We start from the raw sequence: 18647 nt of genomic DNA, 5'->3' as shown, positions 1-18647 counted from the left end.
GCATACCTATATGCGATGACAAGACAGAACCGGCCGCAACGTGCCGGGACAGACGGGAAGGGCCTTGCGTTCGTGAGAAGTTTTGCACTCGTTCTGGCGCTGCCAGTGCTTTTGGGCCTTATGCAGCCAGCTTTGGCACAATCGGGTGCGCAATGCGCACCCATCGACAATGATGCCGAACGTCTCGTCTGCTATGACGACATCTTCCGCCCCGGCGGCGTCATCCCCGAATCGACCAGCGTCACCCTTCAGTCCGAACAGCTCATTCCCGCCCGCCCCACCGGCCGGGCACCCGCGACGATCACGGTCTTCTGCGAGGCCGATATTCTGCAGGTCGCCTTCGGCTTTGCCGGCAACTCCATGTCGGCATTGGGCAGCGATACCGGCATCACCCTGCAATATGACCTGCAGCGCGCCAGAAGTTCGACCCTGCCGGTCAATGAGGACAATACGGCGATCCTGATCGACAATACCCGTGACGCGCGTGCCTTCCTTGATGGCCTGATCGGGGCGACCAATCTGACAGTCCGGGTAACCCCGGCCACCACGCGCTCGCTCTCGGTGCGCTTCCGCGTTGCCGATTTTGCCGATGAAGTGGCGCCGGTCATCGCCGCCTGCGGGCAGTAGCCCGCACCGCACAATTTGCCGCACCCCACGCCGCAACACGGTCACAAACGCGCCCTTTGGGTGCCCCGAACCCCATTTACCCAGCGCTAACCTTAATAACCGATCATCACAACCATCGGCATTTGAGCGTCACATTTGCCGGGCTTGAGTTGTGTTGCGTAGCGTTGAGTAAAGTATATGGCCCTTTCCCACCGGCCGGTGGCGCCCAAGCGTCCGGTCAGAGCGGTTAGCCGAACAGCCATCCTCGCCCGAGGGGCGATGATGCTGCTTGTGGCCCCCCTTGCCTATGTCGGTCTTGCTGGCGCGGCGTTTGGGCCCGGTTCGGCGCCCCTGGGCAATGCAGGCCTGCCCGGACAGGCCGAACCTGTTGCCGTGGCACAAGCCAGCCTGAGCTATAACGGCGTTGATCCCATCATCACCGGGTCGGTCAATCATCTGTTTGAAAGCGCCAGCTTCACCGGCCCCAATCGCGCCCAGAAAACCGACCGTCTGCGCCCGGCTGTCGATGCTCTGGCCATTTCGAAAAGTTTCGAGCAGGCGCGGCTGCAGATCGCTGCCCTGCGGGCGCCGGCTGATGCGGCCGCCTTGGGCCAGACCAGCATTGCCGATGCCGGCGACACCGCAGACGCCGAGCCCGGCCCGCGCATGTCGGTGGCGTCGCTTCATCCCAATGCCGCTGCCGCGCTCGATGCCATTGCCGGGATCGCGCCCAAGGCCGAGGGCGAAACCCTTGCCGACGTCACCTTGCCCGAATCGGTGCCCGAACAACTGGCCTATGCCCGCGCCAGCGCACCGGCGACCGTCACCGAATTGCAGGGCGAGCCCATGGCGGGCTTGTCCGACAAGGAACTCTGGTGCCTGGCCACAGGCATCTACTTCGAGGCGCGCGGCGAAGTCTATCGCGGCCAGGTCGCCGTGGCCCAGGTCATCCTCAACCGCGTCAAGGATCACCGCTATCCCGACACCATTTGCGGCGTCGTGTTCCAGAACCAGAATCGCCGCAATGCGTGCCAGTTCTCCTTTGCATGCGACGGCATTCCAGAGACCGTGACCGAGCGCCGCCCCTGGGATCAGGCCGAGGAAATCGCGGCCAAGGTGACCAGCGGCGAGCTCTATCTGACCGAGGTGGGCGATGCGACCCACTATCACGCCACCTATGTGCGGCCGGCCTGGGCCCCGCGCATGACCAAGGTGACCCAGATCGGCCTGCACGTGTTCTACAAGTTCAAGCGCGGCTGGCTGTTCGGCTAGCCGTAACACAAGATCAGGGCAGGGCGGGTCCGCTCAGGCGGATGAAGGAATTGCCGGCGCGGCTTCTGAAGCTGTACCAGTCACCATTGGTCCAGAACCGTACATATGTGCCCGTGCCACGGCCCACCGCGGTCACATCGATACCCGGGTAGAGCACGTGCTTTGAGGTCAGGCCATCGGTGGAATAGGTGCCCGTGGCCGTTGTGGTGATGCTCACATGGCTCACCCGCCCGGCCTCGATCTTCTTTACCGTGGTGCTCGAAAGCGGGTCAGTCGACACCCAGTCAGCGTAGTCGACCTCATACTCCCGGCCGTCGAACTTCACCAATTTGCTTGTATCAAAGCCGGCCGGCATTTCGTCGGCAAAGGCCTCCAGCACGAAGCCCGGCCCGATGGCAGCCAGGGCCGTCGCGCAGATTGCGCCAAGGGTCATGCCCATCAGCATATGGCGTGTCGGCAGGTTCATGGCGGGCGCTCCGGACTGTTCCACTTCGGCACACATGGCTTAATGAAGCAGTAACCATGAAGTGGCGGGCGCGCACCGTCATACTTAACTTAAGGTTAATGTGCACAGGCCGCTCAGGCCGAAGAAATATCGCGGCTAATCTGTTCGAATGCCCCAATAAAACGCTCATGCGCCTGTTGGGTCGGCCAGGGTCGGATGAGCTTGTCAAAGGCGTCGATATCGAAAGCAGATTGGCTCGGTACGCCGAACAGGCGCCGGGCCTCGGGCGGCTCGAAACCGGCCAGATTGGTCGCTTCGAAAAAGGCCGCCTCCTGGTCCGCTTTCTTCACCAGCTTGTTGACCGCGGCCGGCATGGTTGCAGGCAGCGAGAAACGCAGGAAAATGGCGGCCAGCAGGCCCTTTTCAACATCCTTGTAACTGCCCCCGATCACCGCCTTGAACGGCGAGATGATGTCTCCCACCACATATTCAGGCGCGTCATGCAAAAGGCACTGCATCTGCGCCACCGGTTCGGCGTCCGGATTGGCTGCCCGGAACAGTTCGAGCACCAGTACCGAATGCTGCGCCACCGAAAAGGGATAATCCCCGATCGTCTGCCCGTTCCATCGCGCCACACGCGCCAGGCCATGCGCGATGTCGGACAATTCCACATCGACGGGTGAGGGGTCGAGAATGTCGAGACGGCGCCCGGACAGCATACGCTGCCAGGCACGATTGCTTTGGCGGGACATCGGCATCAGACGCAGCTAGTGGACTGGTGCCACCAGCTTTAACAGATCAGGGCGATTCGAGAATGGCGACTACTCGTCTGCCGAAACCGCCTCGCCGAAGCGATAATTGGCCCAGACCGGCAGGGCGATCTCGACCGGCTTGCCCTCGACCGTCACCGCGCCGGGATCGGTAATCCGATCAAGCCGCACGATGGCCACCGCCATCCCGTCCACCACCTGGCCGATTGATCCGGCCTCCTTGCCCCCTGCGACAACGGCGCTGCCGGCCGGCGCCTCCACGCCCGAAACGATAACAGGACGGCGGCGCGCCGTGCCGCGATGCTTCATGCGCGAAACCACTTCCTGCCCGACATAGCAGCCCTTGGCGAAGTCGATGCCTTCGAGAATGTCCATGCCGATATCGTGGGCGAAAGCGTCATTGGCGGGAAAGTCATTGCCCTGATGGACGATACCCGTGGCAATGCGCTGCTGATGGTAGAACGTGTCGTTCTGCACCCAGCTTTGCGTTGCCTCTATCGGGGCAATGATCCGCCAACCCATATCGATGGGCCCCAGCCGGTCGGCATGGCGAAGCCCCTCGGGCGCCTCGCCCTGCGCAAACCCCACGCGATGGGTATCGCGCAGATCATCGATCACGACCTGTGCCCGCAGGCGATACATCTTCATGCGCTTGAAGAAATCATCGGCGACCGACTGGTGCACGTCGAGCCATAGAGCGCCCTCGGCGTGCCCGGCAAGGCCCTCGGCCAGGATCTTGCCCTGCGCAGACAGCAGCGCCCAGGCCGCAGCCACCTCGCCATCACCGTCGCCAGTGCTGGGAATTTCACCAGTCACAACGTCATTGAGCAGGCGATGTGCCTCGGGGCCGGAAAAGCGGAACAGCGCGCGGTCTGCGCGCAGATGGATGGTCATGAGACTTGCCTCGTCGGACGCCCGTGTTAAACCGGCCCTGAACATGGACCAGCGGCGGGACGAAAGACATGGCGCAGTACGACACGATTTTCAAGAATGCCACCGTGGTCAATCAGGATGGCGAGGGCCTGGCCGATGTCGCGGTCAAGGACGGCAAGATTGCCGCGCTCGGCTCCGTCGCGGGCAGTGCGGCCGAAACACTCGACTGCAAGGGCCTGCATATCCTGCCCGGCGTCATCGACACCCAGGTGCATTTCCGCGAGCCCGGCCTGACCCACAAGGAAGACCTTGAATCCGGTTCGCTCAGCGCTGTCATGGGCGGGGTAACGGGCGTATTCGAAATGCCCAATACCAATCCGCTGACCACTACGCGCGAAACCTTCGAAGCCAAGATCGCCGCCGGCACCAACCGCATGCATTGCGATTTCGCCTTCTATATCGGTGGCACGCACGAAAATGTCGGCGAGCTGCCCATGCTCGAAAAACTGCCTGGCTGCGCGGGCGTGAAGGTCTTCATGGGTTCGTCCACCGGCTCGCTGCTGGTGGCCGATGACGATGGCGTCGAAGCCATTCTTCGCGCCATTTCCCGCCGCGCCGCCTTCCACTCCGAAGACGAATTCATGCTCGAAGAGCGCAAGGGCCTGCGCGTTGAGGGCGACCCGTCGAGCCACCCGGTCTGGCGTTCGCCCGAAGTCGCCATGAGCTGCACCACGCGGCTGGTCAACCTGGCCCGCAAGACCGGCAAGCGCATTCATGTTTTGCACATTTCGACCAAGGAAGAGATTGCCTATCTGGCCGACCACAAGGACGTCGCCAGCGTCGAGGTGACCCCGCATCACCTGACTCTCGACGAGACCGCCTATGACCGCCTGGGCACCTATGCGCAGATGAACCCGCCGGTGCGGGACGCGGAGCACCGCGAAGGTATCTGGAAAGGCGTTGCCAATGGCGTGGCCGATATTCTGGGTTCCGACCACGCGCCGCACACGCGCGAGGAAAAGGATCATCCCTATCCGCAGAGCCATTCAGGCATGACCGGGGTGCAGACCCTGGTGCCCACCATGCTCGACCACGTGAACAATGGTAAGCTAAGCCTCCAGCGATTTGTCGACATGACCAGCCACGGCCCCAACCGCCTGTTCGGCATTGCCGGCAAGGGCCGCATCGCCGTGGGCTATGATGCCGATCTCACCATTGTCGACATGAAGCGCCGCGAAACCATCACCAATGACTGGGTAAAAAGCCGCGCCGGCTGGACACCCTATGACGGCGTCACCGTCACCGGCTGGCCAGTCGGCACCATCGTGCGCGGCAACACGGTGATGTGGCAGGGTGAACTGGTGACGCCCTCAAAAGGCCAGCCCATGCGGTTCCTCGAGGCATTGTAGAGAAGTGAAAGCCTTATCCGCAGGTCATCACACCTTCGTCGACGATCTTGGCCCAGTCAGCACCAAGGGTTTCCTTCGCGGAGATTGCCGAATAGTACCCTGGGTCTCCGCGGCGGAACATAACTATTGAGAACGATTGTTCGTGCCGACCACTAACGACAGTTTGTGGCGTATACGTCGTGGTTGCATTCCAGGAGTTTCCGAACACATTGCCGCGGGTGTAGGAAGTTCCAGGTACTTGTGTAACGCGGACATTGTTCTGCGATTGTCCGCTGGCAATAACATAGCGATCATAGCCGGCGCGGATCGTTTCTATCGCTGCTTGTTTTTGAGCTACTTGTGCTGCCCCCGATCCGCCACATACCGGGGCCGCGCTGGCCTGAATAAGCGCAGTATTCTGCGAAGTGCGAACTGCAGAACCGCTCGCGCATGCGCCCAGTGCTAAAATAAGGCCCGCAAGCCCGATATATCTGATCATATTTGTTTCCCCAATCCTGCAGTCAGCATAGAGGAAATTTGCGAGCTGTCGCCCTGATGTTTTGGGTGGTCGACCGCTACTGCAGAATCCGGTCCAGATTGTATTCGCCATTGCGGATGCGCTCGGGGAGTTGCGCGATCAGGTCGGCAGTGGCCTCGTCGCCCTGCGTAATCAGGCGATGGCGCCCTCGAACGCTTCAGCGCCCCTGCCGGGCTGTGGGGCTCGGATGTCGCGGGCATAGCGAGCCGGGGTCATGCCGACTTCGCGCAGGAAGGCGACGCTGAAAGCGCTGGCGGAGCGGTAGCCGATGCTTCGGGCGATTTCGGAAACGCTGGTCTCTCGCTTGCGCAGCAGGTCCTTGGCGAGGGCCAGCCGCCAGGTCTTGAGATATTCCATTGGTGCCATGCCCACCGCGCTCTGGAACCGCTCGTGGAAGCCCGAACGGGAGAGGGCCGCTTCGCGTGCCAGCTCGACCACGGTCCAGCCGCGTTCGGGCCTCGTATGCATGGCGCGCAGGGCGGCGGCGAGGCGATCATCGGAGAGGCCGCGCAGCAGCCCGGGGGAGTGGGAGAGCTTGGCACTTGAGCGCAGCGCCTCGATCAGCAGCACTTCAAGCAGATGCTGCAGCACCACCTCACGCCCGGGCCTGCTGTCCACGGCCTCGTCGCCGAGCAGTTGCATCAACATGGAGAGGCGGTGCTGGCCGCGCACCACGACAACCCCGGGCAGCAGCGAGGACAGCAGCGTGGCGTCTTCGGATTGGAACAGGCAGTAGCCCACCAGGGCCCGCATATCGACCGGCCCGTTGACACTGCCGACGCGATATCCACCGCCGGGCAGGATCACCGGATCGATCACCATGTCATTGTCATTGCTGGGCGCGGCACTCCACATCATGAAATCCTGCGCGAAGGGAATGAGGATGAAATCGCCGGCATTGACGACCACTTCTTCCCCCTGCTGGTCGCTGTAGCGCATGCTCCCTTGCAGCACGGCGACATAATAGGGGTTGGGCGATTGGGTGCGTCGCACGCGCCATGGCCCCGATCCGGTGACGCATTTCGAAAATGGCGCCCCCGGCCGCAACAGTCTGACAATCTGGGCGAGGGGATCAGCCATTCTGGACTCATTCGAAATTCTATTGGATTTTTGAATATAGAACGTCCGGATGCCCGTGACCATCTCCTGTTCGGCCAATCAAGCAACAGGATCATGCCAATGACTGAAAACACTCGCATCGCACTCGTTACCGGCGCCAATCAGGGCATCGGGCTGCAGATCGTCACCGATCTCGCCGCCAATGGCCTGACCGTGCTGCTCGCCTCGCGCAATCTCGAACGCGGCAAGGCGGCGGCACAGAAGCTTGAAGGCGACGTGCACCCCATTCAGCTCGACGTCACCGACGAGGCATCGATCCGCGCCGCTGCCGCGCTGGTCGAACAAAAGTTCGGCCGGCTCGATATTCTGATCAACAATGCCGCCATCTCCCGCGCCAATGGCCAGCATACCGAGACCATGCAGGATTATATCAAGCGCTCGCGGGCGACCCTGATATCGGTGGATGAAGTGCGCACAATCTGGGAAACCAATGTGTTCGGCGTCCTCACCGTGACCCAGGCTTTCGTGCCGCTGCTGCGCAAGTCGGACGCGGCGCGCATCGTCAACGTTTCCAGCGGCCTTGGCTCGCTCGCCTTCAATTCAACCCCGAATCCCTATCGGGCCACCTTCAACCCCGGTTATGGCGCGTCCAAGACCGCGCTCAATGCCATCACCCTGGCCTTTGCCATCGAGCTTGAAGAAGAGGGCATCAAGGTCAATGCCGTGACCCCCGGCTTCACCGCCACCGCGCTCAACAATTACGAGGGCACCGATACGGTGGAGCAAGGCGCCGCCGAAGCCGTGCGCGTGGCGCTCCTCGGCAGCGAGGGCCCGACCGGCACCTTTACCGGCTCGGTCAACCAGACCTATCCTTGGTGAAATGACGAAGACCCGCCGGCCTCAGGCTGGCGGGTTGCCTGCGGGCAGCCGCGTAGAGACGCTACTGCAGAATCCGGTCCAGATTGTATTCGCCATTGCGGATGCGCTCGGGGAGTTGCGCGATCAGGTCGGCAGTGGCCTCGTCGCCATGCATCTTGACGAAGGTGGCCAGCGCCGCGAACAGCGAGGCATGCGCCAGCGAGGCGGATTCCAGCCCGTCTTCTTCGGCGCTGTTCCAGGCCTCCGCCAGATATTCCAGAGCCAGTTGCCGTTCCGACTGGCTGCGGTCGAACGGGCCGATCCCCGATGCGGGCGAGAAGATGGTTTTGGGCGTGCTCATGAAGCGGGCATAACATGGCGCGCGCGCCACTTCTTGGCAGAAGTAAGCCGAAGGTTAACAGCGGGTAGGCAATTGCATGGACCCGCCCGCCGGCCTATTCGGCAAAGCGCGTATGGATGTCCCGCGCCAGTTTCTGCGCCTCGTCCAGCAGCCGGGTCAGCGCCTCGCGCGATGAGGGGGTGCAATGTTTATGCAGACGGGAAAAAGCGGTGTATCCGGTGTTGAACGCACCGGCCAGGCGCTGCCGCCGGTCATCGTCCGGCTCATCCAGTTCAATCAGCTCGGACGCCTGCTGCCGCCAATCCTCTGTGCCGGTTTCGCACAGCGGTTCGAGAAAATAGAGGCTGCCCATGATCTCGGTCAGCCGCTCCATCTGGCGTTGATAGAGCGGGTCGATGGCCTGTGCGGGGGAGGCGAGCAGGAGAGCGAGGGCCATCCCACACAACCGTCCACGCAGGCCAGCCAGCCCCCCCTTGTTCCATCGCCATGGGGCGGAGTGAGTTGATGAACACTGGCGCCCAGCACCTTCGCCTCCCTCCCCTCGATGGGGAGGGAATGAGGGTGGGGTGACCCTTGGGCTGTGCGGTGTTGTGTTTGGTCGATCCATTCGTGAAACCTACCAGCTTTGCCCCAACACCTTGAAGCATTCTCTGATCACCTCATCGAGCCGTGATGTGGTGCGCAATGCCGGCAGCATGCCCGGATCGGCCCATTTATGGTCGCTGATCTCGTCGGACGGGCGGATCACACCGGAGAAGTCCGTCGTTGCGAACACGGCCAGCCGATAGGTGCCGTCCCGGCCCAGCGCCTGCACCTTGGCGAGCTGCGGATTGCGGATCGTGATCCCCAGTTCCTCCTGCACTTCGCGAATGGCGCATTGCTCTACGGTTTCGCCCGGGTCCATCCTGCCGCCGGGAAAGGTCCACAGGTTCTGGTAGGGTGCATAGGCCCGCTTGATAATCAGCACCTTGCCGTCGCGGACAAGGGCAACGCTGGCGGCGTTGGGAAGGTCTGTCATGGATGGAACGGGCCCCGCCGGTTTGCGATTCGTGAGCCAGGAGCTTACCTCTCCTCAGGTAAAGGAGACATGCCATGTGCGGACGCTATGCCTCGACCCTGCCGCCCGAAATGATGGAAGAGCTGTTCAAGCTGCTCAACAGCGTCGACACCGTGCCGCGCTACAATATCGCGCCGACCCAGCCCATCGTCGCCATCTGGGAAGCCGAAGCCCGGCGCGAGGCCCATCTGGCGCGCTGGGGCTTCGTGCCCCATTGGGTCAAGGACCCACGCGACTTCCCGCTGCTGGTCAATGCCCGCGCCGAAAGCATGGCCGAAAAGCCGGCCTTTCGCGACCGGGTCAAGCATGGCCGCTGCCTCGTTCCGGCCAGCGGCTATTACGAGTGGCACACCGGCCCGGACAAGAAAAAGCAGCCCTATTACATCACCCGCGCCGACGGGCAGCCCATGGCACTGGCCGGGCTCTATTCGGTCTGGATGGGTCCCAATGGCGAGGAGGTCGATACGGTCGCCACCATCACCGTCGCCGCCAACCCGCAACTCTCCGTGATCCACGATCGCATGCCCGCGATCATGCTGAGTGAGGACCAGCAGGACGCATGGCTCAATGTTCGCGAGGTCCGCGCACACGAGGCCGCGCAAATGGCGCTGCCCCTGGACGATGGGGTGTTGAAGTTCCACCCTGTCTCGACCCGGGTCAATTCCGCCCGCGACGATGATCCTGGCCTGATCGAGCCTGTGGACCTGACAAAATCTGCAGCGGCGGAGGCAAAACCCAAGCCCAAGAAGGCAGCCGGCGGCGGCGGGCAGATGGACCTTTTCTGAGACGCCAGCCTTCTTTCTCCCCTTGTGGGAGAAGGCGCCCGACGGGCGGATGAGGGGGCCTAGACCCCGATCTCGAAATAGCCCAGCGCGTCGCCGATGGATTCTTCCTCGTAGTGGAGGTGGCTGAGCAGCACTTTTTCCAGCGCCCGGAACACGGTCACCGCGTCCTCGAAATTGGATGGCCCCGGTGCATCGGCCAGTGCGATCAGCGCATCGATCAGGCGTTCGAGCAATTGATGCACCACCACGTGCTCGGCCTGCAGCCGGTCGGCAATGGCCTTGAACGCCGGCCCCTGCGCCGCAATGCCGGGGAAGATCGCATAGTCTTCGATGGAATGATGGCCATGCACGAACTGGCAATATTGCCCGCACAGCGTGCCGAAGCGCCGATAATTCGAGACCATCACAAGGTCCGCGGTTTCGGACTTGATCTCTTCAACGCTCGCCTTGCCTTCCGACGCGCGCTCGATCAACCGGCCGAGCACCACCATGTTCTCGCGCAGATGGTCATGGATTTGCTTGAGATGTTCGCCCGGCGCTTTCTGCGCTTCGGTCACGCCTTCGAGCTTGGGAATGGCGGGACGCGTAGCGTCGTCGAGAAATTGAATGTCTTTGAGCAGCATGCGTTCATAAATGGGGTCCAGGGGCACCACGGCGCAAGAACGCACATGGAAGTGACTGGGTCACATGATCAGCAACTTGCCCGGATTGAGAATCCCCCTCGGGTCCAGCGCCGTCTTGATCGCCCGCATCATTTCGAGCGCCACCGGATCCTTAACCTGTTGCAGCAGCTCTGTTTTAAGCTGCCCGATGCCATGTTCGGCCGAGACCGAGCCGCCCAGTTTCAGCACCACCTCATAGATGATCTCATGCATGGCCTCGTCATATTGCGCCATGAACGCCTTGGGATCGGCACCGACCGGCATCGAGAAATTGAAGTGAATATTGCCATCGCCCATATGCCCGAAGGGCACGGGGCGAATGCCGGGGACGAATTCTTCTGCCGCTTCCGAGCCTTCGGCAATCAGCGCCGGGACGGCGGCAATGGGCACCGAAACGTCGTGCTTGATCGACGCGCCCTCGCGGCTCTGGCACTCGCTCATCTGTTCGCGGAAGGCCCACATGCGGGTGCGGTCGGCCAGCGCTTCTGCCATCACCGCGTCGGAGATCAGCGTCTTCTCGAAAGCGGCCTCCAGCGCTGCTTGCAGGGCGCCCGGTTCCGTCCCGGCCATGCGGGTCAATTCGATCAGCGCATACCAGGGCGAGGCGCTCGCGGTGGGGTCCTTGTCCAGCATGCCGTGGCGAAGCTGGATGTCGAGGCCAATCCACGGGATCAGTTCGAAGGCGTTGAGGCGCGACCCGACGCGCCCGCGCATCAGTTGAAACAGCGCCAGCGCCGCTTCGGGCGAGGCCACATTGACGATGGCAGTCTCATAGTCCTCCGGCAGGGGGTAAATTTTCAAGCTTGCCGCCGTGATGATGCCAAGCGTTCCCTCTGCGCCCACCAGAAGGTCCTTGAGATCGTAGCCGGTATTATCCTTCTTGAGCGCATTGAGGCCCTGATAGAGCCGCCCATCGGCCAGCACCGCTTCCACCCCCATGGTCAGCTCGCGCGCATTGCCATAGGCCAGCACATTGACGCCCCCGGCATTGGAAGAGAGCACGCCACCAATCCGCGCCGAGCCCTGCGACGCCAGCCAAAGCGGGAACATCGCCCCCTCGGCCTCGGCCGCCTTGTGCGCGTTTTCAAGGATCACCCCGGCCTCGGCGGTCATCACCCCGGCGGTGGCATCAATGGAGCGGATGCGGTCGAGCCTGTGCAGACTCAGGACCACCTCCTGGCCCGAAAGCGGCACCTGTGCACCGACCAGCCCGGTATTGCCGCCCTGCGGGATGATCCCGACACGGTTCTGGTTGGCCCAGGCCATCACCTTTTGTACGGCCTCGACACTGGGGGGCGTCACCACTGCCGTGGCGGTCTGGTGAAAGCGTTTTCGCGGCTCGTTGAGCCAGGCTCCCATCTTTTCGGTGTCGGTCACGATCCCATCGCTTCCCACAATTCCGGTCAGGGTATCGCGCATTTCGCTGGCGGTGAGGGACATGGCAGAACTCCAAAACAGATGAGCTATGAAGGCGTTGCGCTTGCTTGGCCAGCCTAGGGTGTGCCACAAGCAAGCCATAGACTCCAGATGAACAAAGGCCGTGCCGGTCGGCGCGGAAGTGTCCATGACTGCCCCTTCCTGGCCAGACTTCTACTTCGCGCGCCACGGCGAAACCGACTGGAACCGTGAACAGCGCTATCAGGGCAGCCGCGATATTCCGCTCAACCGCACCGGCCAGTTGCAGGCCGATGCCAATGGCGTGCTGCTGCGGGATTTGTTGGAACGCGACGGTGTGGATCCTGCCTCCCTCAACTGGTTTGCCTCGCCGCTGAGCCGCGCTGCAGAAACCATGGACCGCATGCGCGCCGCCTTCGATATCGAGCTGCCGCCCGTGATCCACGACAAGCGGCTGATCGAGATTTCCTTCGGCAATTTTGAGGGCCGCCTGCATGCCGAGATCGCCCGCGAATATTCGGCCCTCGCACCTGGCGAACGCGACGAGAGCTATTGGCGCTTCCGCCCCGAAAATGGCGAAAACTATGATGATGTCGCCGCCCGCCTGCTCGATTTCGCTCATGAGCTGACCCATCACGCGGTGGTTGTAGCCCATGGTGGTGTGCTGCGCGTGGTCCGGCATCTGGTTGAAGGCACGCCGCGCGGCGATGTGCTCAACTGGCCGCCGCCGCAGGGGGTGATTGCCCATTTCGCCGGTGGGCGGATGACCTTGCACGCCGCCGAAAACACCTGGGACGAGCCCGTCGATTGACCTGACGCTCCGGCCTGCCTAGAACGCTCGCAACCACGGGGCCGCGCCATGTCTTTCAACACGTTCGGACATCTTTTCCGTTTCACCACCTGGGGCGAAAGCCACGGGCCGGCGCTGGGCGTCGTTGTCGACGGCTGCCCCCCGGGCATTGCCCTCACCCCCGAGATGATCCAGCGCGATCTTGATCGGCGCAAGCCCGGACAGTCCAAATTCACCACGCAGCGTCGCGAAGCCGACGAGGTGAAGATCCTTTCCGGCGTTTTCGAGGACGAGCGCACCGACGGCCCGCGCACCACCGGCACACCGATCTCGCTGATGATCGAGAACACCGATCAGCGCTCCAAGGATTATTCGGAGATCCGCGACAAATACCGTCCTGGCCATGCCGACTACACCTATGACCAGAAATATGGCATTCGCGACTATCGCGGCGGTGGCCGTACCTCGGCCCGCGAGACGGCAGCGCGCGTTGCGGCCGGTGCCGTGGCGCGCCAGATGCTCGCTGGCGTGACAATTCGTGCCAGCCTCGTGCAGATGGGCCCGCACAAGATCGACTACGCCAATTTCGATTGGGAGCAGGTGGGGCAGAACCCTTTCTTCTGCCCCGACGCCAGGGCCGCCGAGCTCTGGGCCGATTATCTCGATGGTCTGCGCAAGGATGGCAATTCCGCTGGTGCCGTCATCGAGGTGGTTGCCGAAGGTGTTCCGGCCGGCTGGGGTGCCCCGATCTATGGCAAGCTGAGCGCTGACCTGGCCTCGGCGATGATGAGCATCAATGCCGTCAAGGCCGTCGAAATCGGCGCTGGCTTCGAGGCGGCTGGCCTCACCGGCGTCGAGAATGCCGACCAGATGCGGGCGGGCGAAGACCGGCCCTATTTCCTCTCCAACCATGCCGGCGGCATATTGGGCGGCGTCTCCAATGGCGACCCGGTCGTCTGCCGCTTCGCGGTCAAGCCGACTTCGTCTATCCTCACCCCGCGCCAGACGGTGACTACCGCCAATGAGGATGTCGATATCGTCACCAAGGGCCGCCACGACCCCTGCGTGGGCATCCGCGCCGTGCCGGTTGGCGAAGCCATGATGGCGCTGGTCCTGGCCGACCACATGCTGCGCCATAGAGGGCAGACGGGTCGCGAGGGTGGAGTTGGTTTTCAACGGAACTAGGCCCTCGACAGGTCCAGCCGCGTCCCGAAAATCCCCCGCCTTACCCTAAGCGCTCCCAACCCCTCCAGATATTCCACATGCGCCGTCATGGTCATGCGCGCTGCAAGGCGTACTTTGGCCGGCTGGGTGGGATAGATCGCGGCGACCACCGCGCCAATGCTTCGTGCGCCTCTGCTCACGGCGTCGAGCACCTGCTGGTTGCGCATCTCCCGATGCGCCTTGAGGGCGGCCGCATGCGCCGGGCCATCTGAGATTGCGCCGCCATGCGCGGGCAGGTAGCGGCGGTAGGGCAGGGCGATGAGCTTGTCGAGCGAGGCGAAGTAATCTGCCATCGAGCCATCCGGCACCGAGACCAGAGTGGAGTTCCACCCCATCACATGGTCGCCGGAGAACAGCAGGTCGCTGTCCGCCACCCCGAAGGCCAGGTGGTTGGCGCAGTGCCCCGGCGTTGTGTGAACACTTAGGGTCATATCGCCCGCCGGAATTATCTCGCCATCTACCAGGGTCCGGTCCGGCGCCAGGTCCCAGTCACAAGATTTTCGGATCGGGTTGATTTCGAATCGGCGCAAGGGACGTGACAGCCGGTGCCGTCCGCCAAACCAGAGCGGCGCGCCCAGCTTCTGCGCCAGCATTTTTGCCGATGCGCTGTGGTCGCGATGGGTATGCGTGAGCATGATGGCCGTAACCAGACGTCCGCCAATGGCCCTGAGCAGGGCAGCCTCATGCGCATGGTCGATGGGGCCTGGATCGATCAGCGCAAGTTGATGATGTCCCACAAGAAAACTGTTCGTGCCGGTGAATGTGAATGGCGACGCATTTGGCGCGGTCACCCGGACAATGCCCTCCACGACGGCAACGGGTCGACCCGTTTGGGCATCGAATTGGGTGTCGAAGTGTAGTTCTGGAGTGGTGGGGGCCATTGCGTGCCGTGTAACGAAACCGTAATAGACTGTGGTCCGGACCCGACCACCCGGGAGGGGGTTGGTCCCTATCAATTACGGAAGGTATGAAATGGCTGTGACTTTGACCACGCCCAACACGCTGCTCGGTGCATTCCAGCCCAAGGGCAACGTCGCCAAGCTGGCAACCAATGCCGCTATCGTCCTCATCGGCACCATGCTCATTGCCGCTGCTGCCAAGGTCAATGTTCCGGTCTGGCCGGTTCCGGTGACCCTGCAGAGCTTTGCCATCGCCGCGCTCGCCGCTGCTTTCGGCATGCGCATTGGTGTTGCGACCGTTGCCGCATACCTCATTGAAGGGGCCATGGGCCTGCCCGTCTTCGCCACCGGCGGCGGCATGGCTTACCTCGTTGGCCCCACCGGCGGCTTCCTGATCGGCTTCCTCGCGCAGGCGGCAATCATCGGCTATGCCGCCGACCGCGGCGCTTCGAACCGTCCCTTTGCCCTGTTCGGCGCCATGCTGGTGGCGACCGCCGTGCTGTATGCCTTCGGCTTTGCCTGGCTCGTCACCATGGCCGGTCAGGCGGCCTGGGTCGACCAGACCAATGTTGTCGCCTCTGCCTTCGCCAAGGCCGTTCAGCCTTTCCTGGTCTGGGACACCCTCAAGATGGCCTTCGCGGCCCTGACTGTGACCGGCCTGTGGAGCTTCTTCGGCGCCAAGCGCTAAGCGCGGACGCCGCATAGGCAACAAAAAGGGCCGGTCGAAAGACCGGCCCTTTTTGCGTTCTGTATTGGTTGCTTCAGGCCGCCGCCACGGCGAGGCCATTGGCATCGAACAGCAGGGCTTTCGCCGGATCCACATCGAGCGCCAGGCTTTCGCCACGCTTGAGGGCCTGGTCGCCATCGAGCACGGCGAGCCATGAGGCGCCCGAGGGCAGTTCGAGATTGACGATGGTTTCATTGCCCAGGCGCTCGACCAACCCGACCCGGCCGACAATCGCGCCCGAGGTGGCAACCACCAGATCGTGCGGGCGCACGCCAAGCGTCAGCTTGTCACCAGGGCGAACCTTGCCCGCGGGCAGGGCGACGGGCACGCCGACCACATCGGGTCCGCTCACATTGACCGTATCGCCCGAAACCTTGTCGGCATTCACCGCAACGAAATTCATCTTGGGCGAGCCGATAAAGCCGGCAACGAATAGATTGGCCGGGTGCTTGTAAAGCTCGATCGGGCTGCCGACCTGCTGCACGACGCCGCCATCGAGCACCACGATCTTGTCAGCCAGCGTCATGGCCTCGACCTGGTCGTGCGTCACATAGATCATGGTGGCATCCAGATCATTGTGCAGCTTGGAGATTTCCATGCGCATATCGACGCGCAGCGCGGCATCCAGGTTCGAGAGCGGCTCGTCGAACAGGAACACTTCGGGCTGGCGCACAATGGCGCGGCCAATGGCAACGCGCTGGCGCTGCCCGCCCGAAAGCTGGCTGGGCTTGCGATCGAGCAGATGTTCCATTTGCAGGATGCGCGCCGCGTCGCGGATTTTCTGGTCACGCACGGCCTTGGGCGTCCGCGCCAGCTTCAGCCCGAAGCCGACATTGTCATAGACCGTCATGTGCGGATAGAGCGCATAGGACTGGAACACCATGGCGATGCCACGGTCGCGCGGCTCGACCGCGTTGACGACCTTGTCGCCGATCACCAGCTCGCCGCCCGTGATGTCCTCAAGGCCCGCGATCATGCGCAACAATGTGGACTTGCCGCAGCCCGACGGGCCGACGAAAACCACGAACTCGCCATGCTCGATGGAAAGGTCAACGCCCTTGATGACCTCGACTTTGCCATAGCTCTTGCGGAGCTGTTTCAGTTCAAGCCCGGCCATGGTCGGTCTCCTTGCAGTGTGTCGTCATGTGCCCTTACCCCTTCACGGCGCCGGCCGTCATGCCGGCCACGATCTGCCGGTTGAAGAACATGAAGACCAGCAGCGGCGGAATGGTGATGAGCAGGATATTGGTGAACAGCAGATTATAGGCCGTGCTGAACTGGCTCTGGAAATTGTAGAGCGTCAATTGCACGGTCGCGTTGGCATTGCCCGGCAGATAGTAGAGCGGGTTGGTGAAGTCGTTGAAGATGCCGACTGATTGCACCACGATATTGGTGACGGTGACCGGCCAGAGCAGCGGCAGCACCACGCGGAAGAACACATCCAGCGGCCGCGCTCCGTCGATTATGGCGGCCTCATCGAGATCGCGCGGAATGGTGGCGACGAAAGCGCGATAGAGAATGATCGAGAAGGGCAGGTTGTAGGCCACTTCGATCAGGATCATGCCATGCAGCGTCCCGAACAGCTTCAGCCCCTGCAGCAGCCAGATCGTCGGCACCACGGCGGGCGGCACCATCAGGCCGGCCAGGACCAGGAATTCGATCAGCCCATTCCAGCGTGTCTTGCGACGCGCCAGGACGTAACCAACCATGGCCGCAAAGATCACCAGAAGGGTCACGCTGACCACTGTGATGATGCTCGAATTGATGAAGGCGGTGATCATCATCCAGTTGCGGGTTTTGACCACCTCGACCACGTTCTCCCAGAAATGGAAGCCGGTGGGCCAGGAAAAGTCCCGCAGGGCCGATTGCTGCCGGTCCTTGAAGGCCATCAGTATGATGAAGATGAACGGAATGACGAACACCACAAAGGTGGCGGCGATGGCGGCCGCGCCGCCCAGGATCGAAGTGCGCTTTTTCATTCGTGACCCTGCTTGCGATTGAGGAACATGGTCAGCGGCACGACCAGCAGGGCGATGAGGATGAACAACACCACATTGCCCGCGGTCGACAGGCCATAGAACCCGGCCTGGTACTGCTTGTAGATCACCGAGGCGATGGTATCGGAGGCAAAGCCGGGACCGCCCTTGGTCATGGCCCAGATCAGATCGAATGTTCTGAGGCCACCAATGAAGCTCAGCGTGATGACGGTCGAGGTGGCCGGCCGGCAGAGCGGCAGGGTGACGTACCAGAAATTCTGCCAGGGCGTGGCACCGTCAATGCGCGCGGCCTCGTAATAGTCCTGCGGAATGGCGACCAGGCCCGCGATATAGATCACGGTGGCCAGGCCCACGCCCTTCCACACATCCACCAGCGCAACTGAATAGAGCGCCAGGTTCGGATCGGTCAGCCAGCCTGGCCCGGCAATGCCGAACAGCGCCAGTGTCTCGTTGATCATGCCCTGGGTAGGATGCATCAGGACGGTGAAGGTGATGCCGACGCCAACCGTGGAGACCAGCACGGGAAAGAAGATAACCGAGCGCAGATAGCCACGCCCGACGATCTGGCTGGTCAGCATCACGGCCAGCAGCAGGCCGACCACGACCTTGAGGCCGGATGTCACTGCGGCATAGATCACGGTGTTGACCAGGCCCTTGATCAGGAAGGGTTCGCGCAGGAACTGGGCGAAGTTCTCCAGGCCAATGAATTCGGAGTCGAACAGCGTCCAGCGCGTCAGGCTGAAATAGAGCGAGGCAAAGGTCGGCACCAGGAACAGCACCGAATAGATGATGGCGGCGGGGGTGAAGAACCATCCCGGATAAGGCGAGCGCTTGATGGCCCGCGTTTCGGCCCGGTTGGGTGTACCAGCCATGGTGGAAGCGCTCATGTCTCCCCCTCCTTCAACACTGAAAGTGATCCGGGATGCTGATATCAGCACCCC

The 18647-nt window shown here is 62.5% G+C and carries 22 protein-coding genes; 8 read left to right on the top strand and 14 right to left on the bottom strand.

Annotation, left to right across the window (positions count from 1 at the left end; genetic code table 11):
* Positions 1-72 precede the first annotated feature (72 nt).
* Together DDE76_RS11145 and DDE76_RS11140 are read left to right on the top strand one after the other, a co-directional pair.
* On the top strand, positions 73-627 hold the full coding sequence (locus tag DDE76_RS11145; RefSeq protein WP_157955762.1) for a hypothetical protein: 555 nt from the start codon (positions 73-75) through the stop codon (positions 625-627).
* 177 nt (positions 628-804) lie between these two features.
* Positions 805-1878, top strand: coding sequence for a cell wall hydrolase (locus DDE76_RS11140; protein ID WP_104891759.1), 1074 nt, complete (start codon positions 805-807; stop codon positions 1876-1878).
* Between the two features lie 13 nt (positions 1879-1891).
* Here DDE76_RS11140 and DDE76_RS11135 read toward each other — a convergent pair whose 3' ends face one another.
* The 3 genes from DDE76_RS11135 to ygfZ form a co-directional block, all read right to left on the bottom strand.
* The gene (locus tag DDE76_RS11135) at positions 1892-2344 is read right to left on the bottom strand and encodes a hypothetical protein (RefSeq protein ID WP_104891758.1); all 453 of its coding nucleotides are present in this window, start codon (positions 2342-2344) and stop codon (positions 1892-1894) included.
* Between the two features lie 113 nt (positions 2345-2457).
* Complete coding sequence (locus DDE76_RS11130) at positions 2458-3075, bottom strand: HD domain-containing protein (protein WP_104891757.1); 618 nt, start codon at positions 3073-3075, stop codon at positions 2458-2460.
* A gap of 69 nt (positions 3076-3144) precedes the next feature.
* The gene (gene ygfZ, locus DDE76_RS11125; protein ID WP_157955761.1) at positions 3145-3987 is read right to left on the bottom strand and encodes a CAF17-like 4Fe-4S cluster assembly/insertion protein YgfZ; all 843 of its coding nucleotides are present in this window, start codon (positions 3985-3987) and stop codon (positions 3145-3147) included.
* 68 nt (positions 3988-4055) lie between these two features.
* On the opposite strand from ygfZ, the gene DDE76_RS11120 reads away from it, so the two are divergent.
* Positions 4056-5375, top strand: coding sequence for a dihydroorotase (locus tag DDE76_RS11120; RefSeq protein ID WP_104891755.1), 1320 nt, complete (start codon positions 4056-4058; stop codon positions 5373-5375).
* A 13-nt stretch (positions 5376-5388) separates the two neighbouring features.
* Here the strand turns inward: DDE76_RS11120 and DDE76_RS11115 are convergent, their stop codons facing one another.
* Together DDE76_RS11115 and DDE76_RS11110 are read right to left on the bottom strand one after the other, a co-directional pair.
* A complete protein-coding gene (locus DDE76_RS11115; RefSeq protein ID WP_104891754.1) occupies positions 5389-5853 on the bottom strand; it encodes a hypothetical protein in 465 nt (154 codons plus the stop codon).
* A gap of 171 nt (positions 5854-6024) precedes the next feature.
* The gene (locus DDE76_RS11110) at positions 6025-6972 is read right to left on the bottom strand and encodes an AraC family transcriptional regulator (protein WP_104891753.1); all 948 of its coding nucleotides are present in this window, start codon (positions 6970-6972) and stop codon (positions 6025-6027) included.
* Between the two features lie 99 nt (positions 6973-7071).
* Between DDE76_RS11110 and DDE76_RS11105 the strand changes: the two genes are divergently transcribed.
* Entirely contained in the window at positions 7072-7830 is a 759-nt protein-coding gene (locus tag DDE76_RS11105; protein ID WP_104894725.1) for an SDR family oxidoreductase, read from the top strand.
* Between the two features lie 61 nt (positions 7831-7891).
* Here DDE76_RS11105 and DDE76_RS11100 read toward each other — a convergent pair whose 3' ends face one another.
* From DDE76_RS11100 to DDE76_RS11090, 3 genes are all read right to left on the bottom strand, one after another.
* Positions 7892-8170, bottom strand: a complete 279-nt coding sequence (locus DDE76_RS11100) for a hypothetical protein (protein WP_210283193.1) — start codon at positions 8168-8170, stop codon at positions 7892-7894.
* A gap of 94 nt (positions 8171-8264) precedes the next feature.
* Positions 8265-8606 (bottom strand): TIGR02301 family protein, encoded by a 342-nt coding sequence (locus DDE76_RS11095; RefSeq protein WP_157955760.1) that lies wholly within the window; start codon positions 8604-8606, stop codon positions 8265-8267.
* A 180-nt stretch (positions 8607-8786) separates the two neighbouring features.
* On the bottom strand, positions 8787-9188 hold the full coding sequence (locus tag DDE76_RS11090; protein ID WP_104891751.1) for an NUDIX hydrolase: 402 nt from the start codon (positions 9186-9188) through the stop codon (positions 8787-8789).
* Positions 9189-9262: 74 nt separating this feature from the next.
* On the opposite strand from DDE76_RS11090, the gene DDE76_RS11085 reads away from it, so the two are divergent.
* Positions 9263-10012, top strand: coding sequence for an SOS response-associated peptidase (locus DDE76_RS11085; protein WP_104891750.1), 750 nt, complete (start codon positions 9263-9265; stop codon positions 10010-10012).
* A 59-nt stretch (positions 10013-10071) separates the two neighbouring features.
* Here DDE76_RS11085 and DDE76_RS11080 read toward each other — a convergent pair whose 3' ends face one another.
* Positions 10072-10635 (bottom strand): hemerythrin domain-containing protein, encoded by a 564-nt coding sequence (locus DDE76_RS11080; protein ID WP_157955759.1) that lies wholly within the window; start codon positions 10633-10635, stop codon positions 10072-10074.
* 60 nt (positions 10636-10695) lie between these two features.
* Complete coding sequence (locus DDE76_RS11075; protein WP_104891748.1) at positions 10696-12114, bottom strand: FAD-binding oxidoreductase; 1419 nt, start codon at positions 12112-12114, stop codon at positions 10696-10698.
* 124 nt (positions 12115-12238) lie between these two features.
* Between DDE76_RS11075 and DDE76_RS11070 the strand changes: the two genes are divergently transcribed.
* The gene (locus DDE76_RS11070; RefSeq protein ID WP_104891747.1) at positions 12239-12880 is read left to right on the top strand and encodes a histidine phosphatase family protein; all 642 of its coding nucleotides are present in this window, start codon (positions 12239-12241) and stop codon (positions 12878-12880) included.
* A 48-nt stretch (positions 12881-12928) separates the two neighbouring features.
* Positions 12929-14044, top strand: a complete 1116-nt coding sequence (gene aroC / locus DDE76_RS11065; RefSeq protein WP_104891746.1) for a chorismate synthase — start codon at positions 12929-12931, stop codon at positions 14042-14044.
* Here aroC and DDE76_RS11060 read toward each other — a convergent pair.
* Complete coding sequence (locus DDE76_RS11060; protein WP_104891745.1) at positions 14041-14964, bottom strand: MBL fold metallo-hydrolase; 924 nt, start codon at positions 14962-14964, stop codon at positions 14041-14043. The genes aroC and DDE76_RS11060 overlap by 4 nt on opposite strands.
* Positions 14965-15055: 91 nt before the next feature.
* Here DDE76_RS11060 and DDE76_RS11055 point away from each other — a divergent pair, with 91 nt between their 5' ends.
* Complete coding sequence (locus DDE76_RS11055; RefSeq protein WP_104891744.1) at positions 15056-15670, top strand: biotin transporter BioY; 615 nt, start codon at positions 15056-15058, stop codon at positions 15668-15670.
* 73 nt (positions 15671-15743) lie between these two features.
* Here DDE76_RS11055 and DDE76_RS11050 read toward each other — a convergent pair whose 3' ends face one another.
* From DDE76_RS11050 to DDE76_RS11040, 3 genes are read right to left on the bottom strand one after another with little or no spacing between them, the layout of a single operon-like run.
* Positions 15744-16826 (bottom strand): ABC transporter ATP-binding protein, encoded by a 1083-nt coding sequence (locus DDE76_RS11050; RefSeq protein WP_104891743.1) that lies wholly within the window; start codon positions 16824-16826, stop codon positions 15744-15746.
* 34 nt (positions 16827-16860) lie between these two features.
* Entirely contained in the window at positions 16861-17688 is an 828-nt protein-coding gene (locus tag DDE76_RS11045) for a carbohydrate ABC transporter permease (RefSeq protein WP_104891742.1), read from the bottom strand.
* Positions 17685-18593, bottom strand: coding sequence for a carbohydrate ABC transporter permease (locus DDE76_RS11040; protein WP_104891741.1), 909 nt, complete (start codon positions 18591-18593; stop codon positions 17685-17687). Before DDE76_RS11040 ends, DDE76_RS11045 begins: the two co-directional genes overlap by 4 nt.
* Between the last annotated feature and the right edge of the window lie 54 nt (positions 18594-18647).

Origin of the sequence: Devosia indica, from assembly GCF_003056405.1 — a bacterium.
Lineage (GTDB): Bacteria > Pseudomonadota > Alphaproteobacteria > Rhizobiales > Devosiaceae > Devosia > Devosia indica.
The sequence above is the reverse complement of the archived record's forward strand: the minus strand, read 5'-3'. Positions and strand labels throughout refer to the sequence as shown.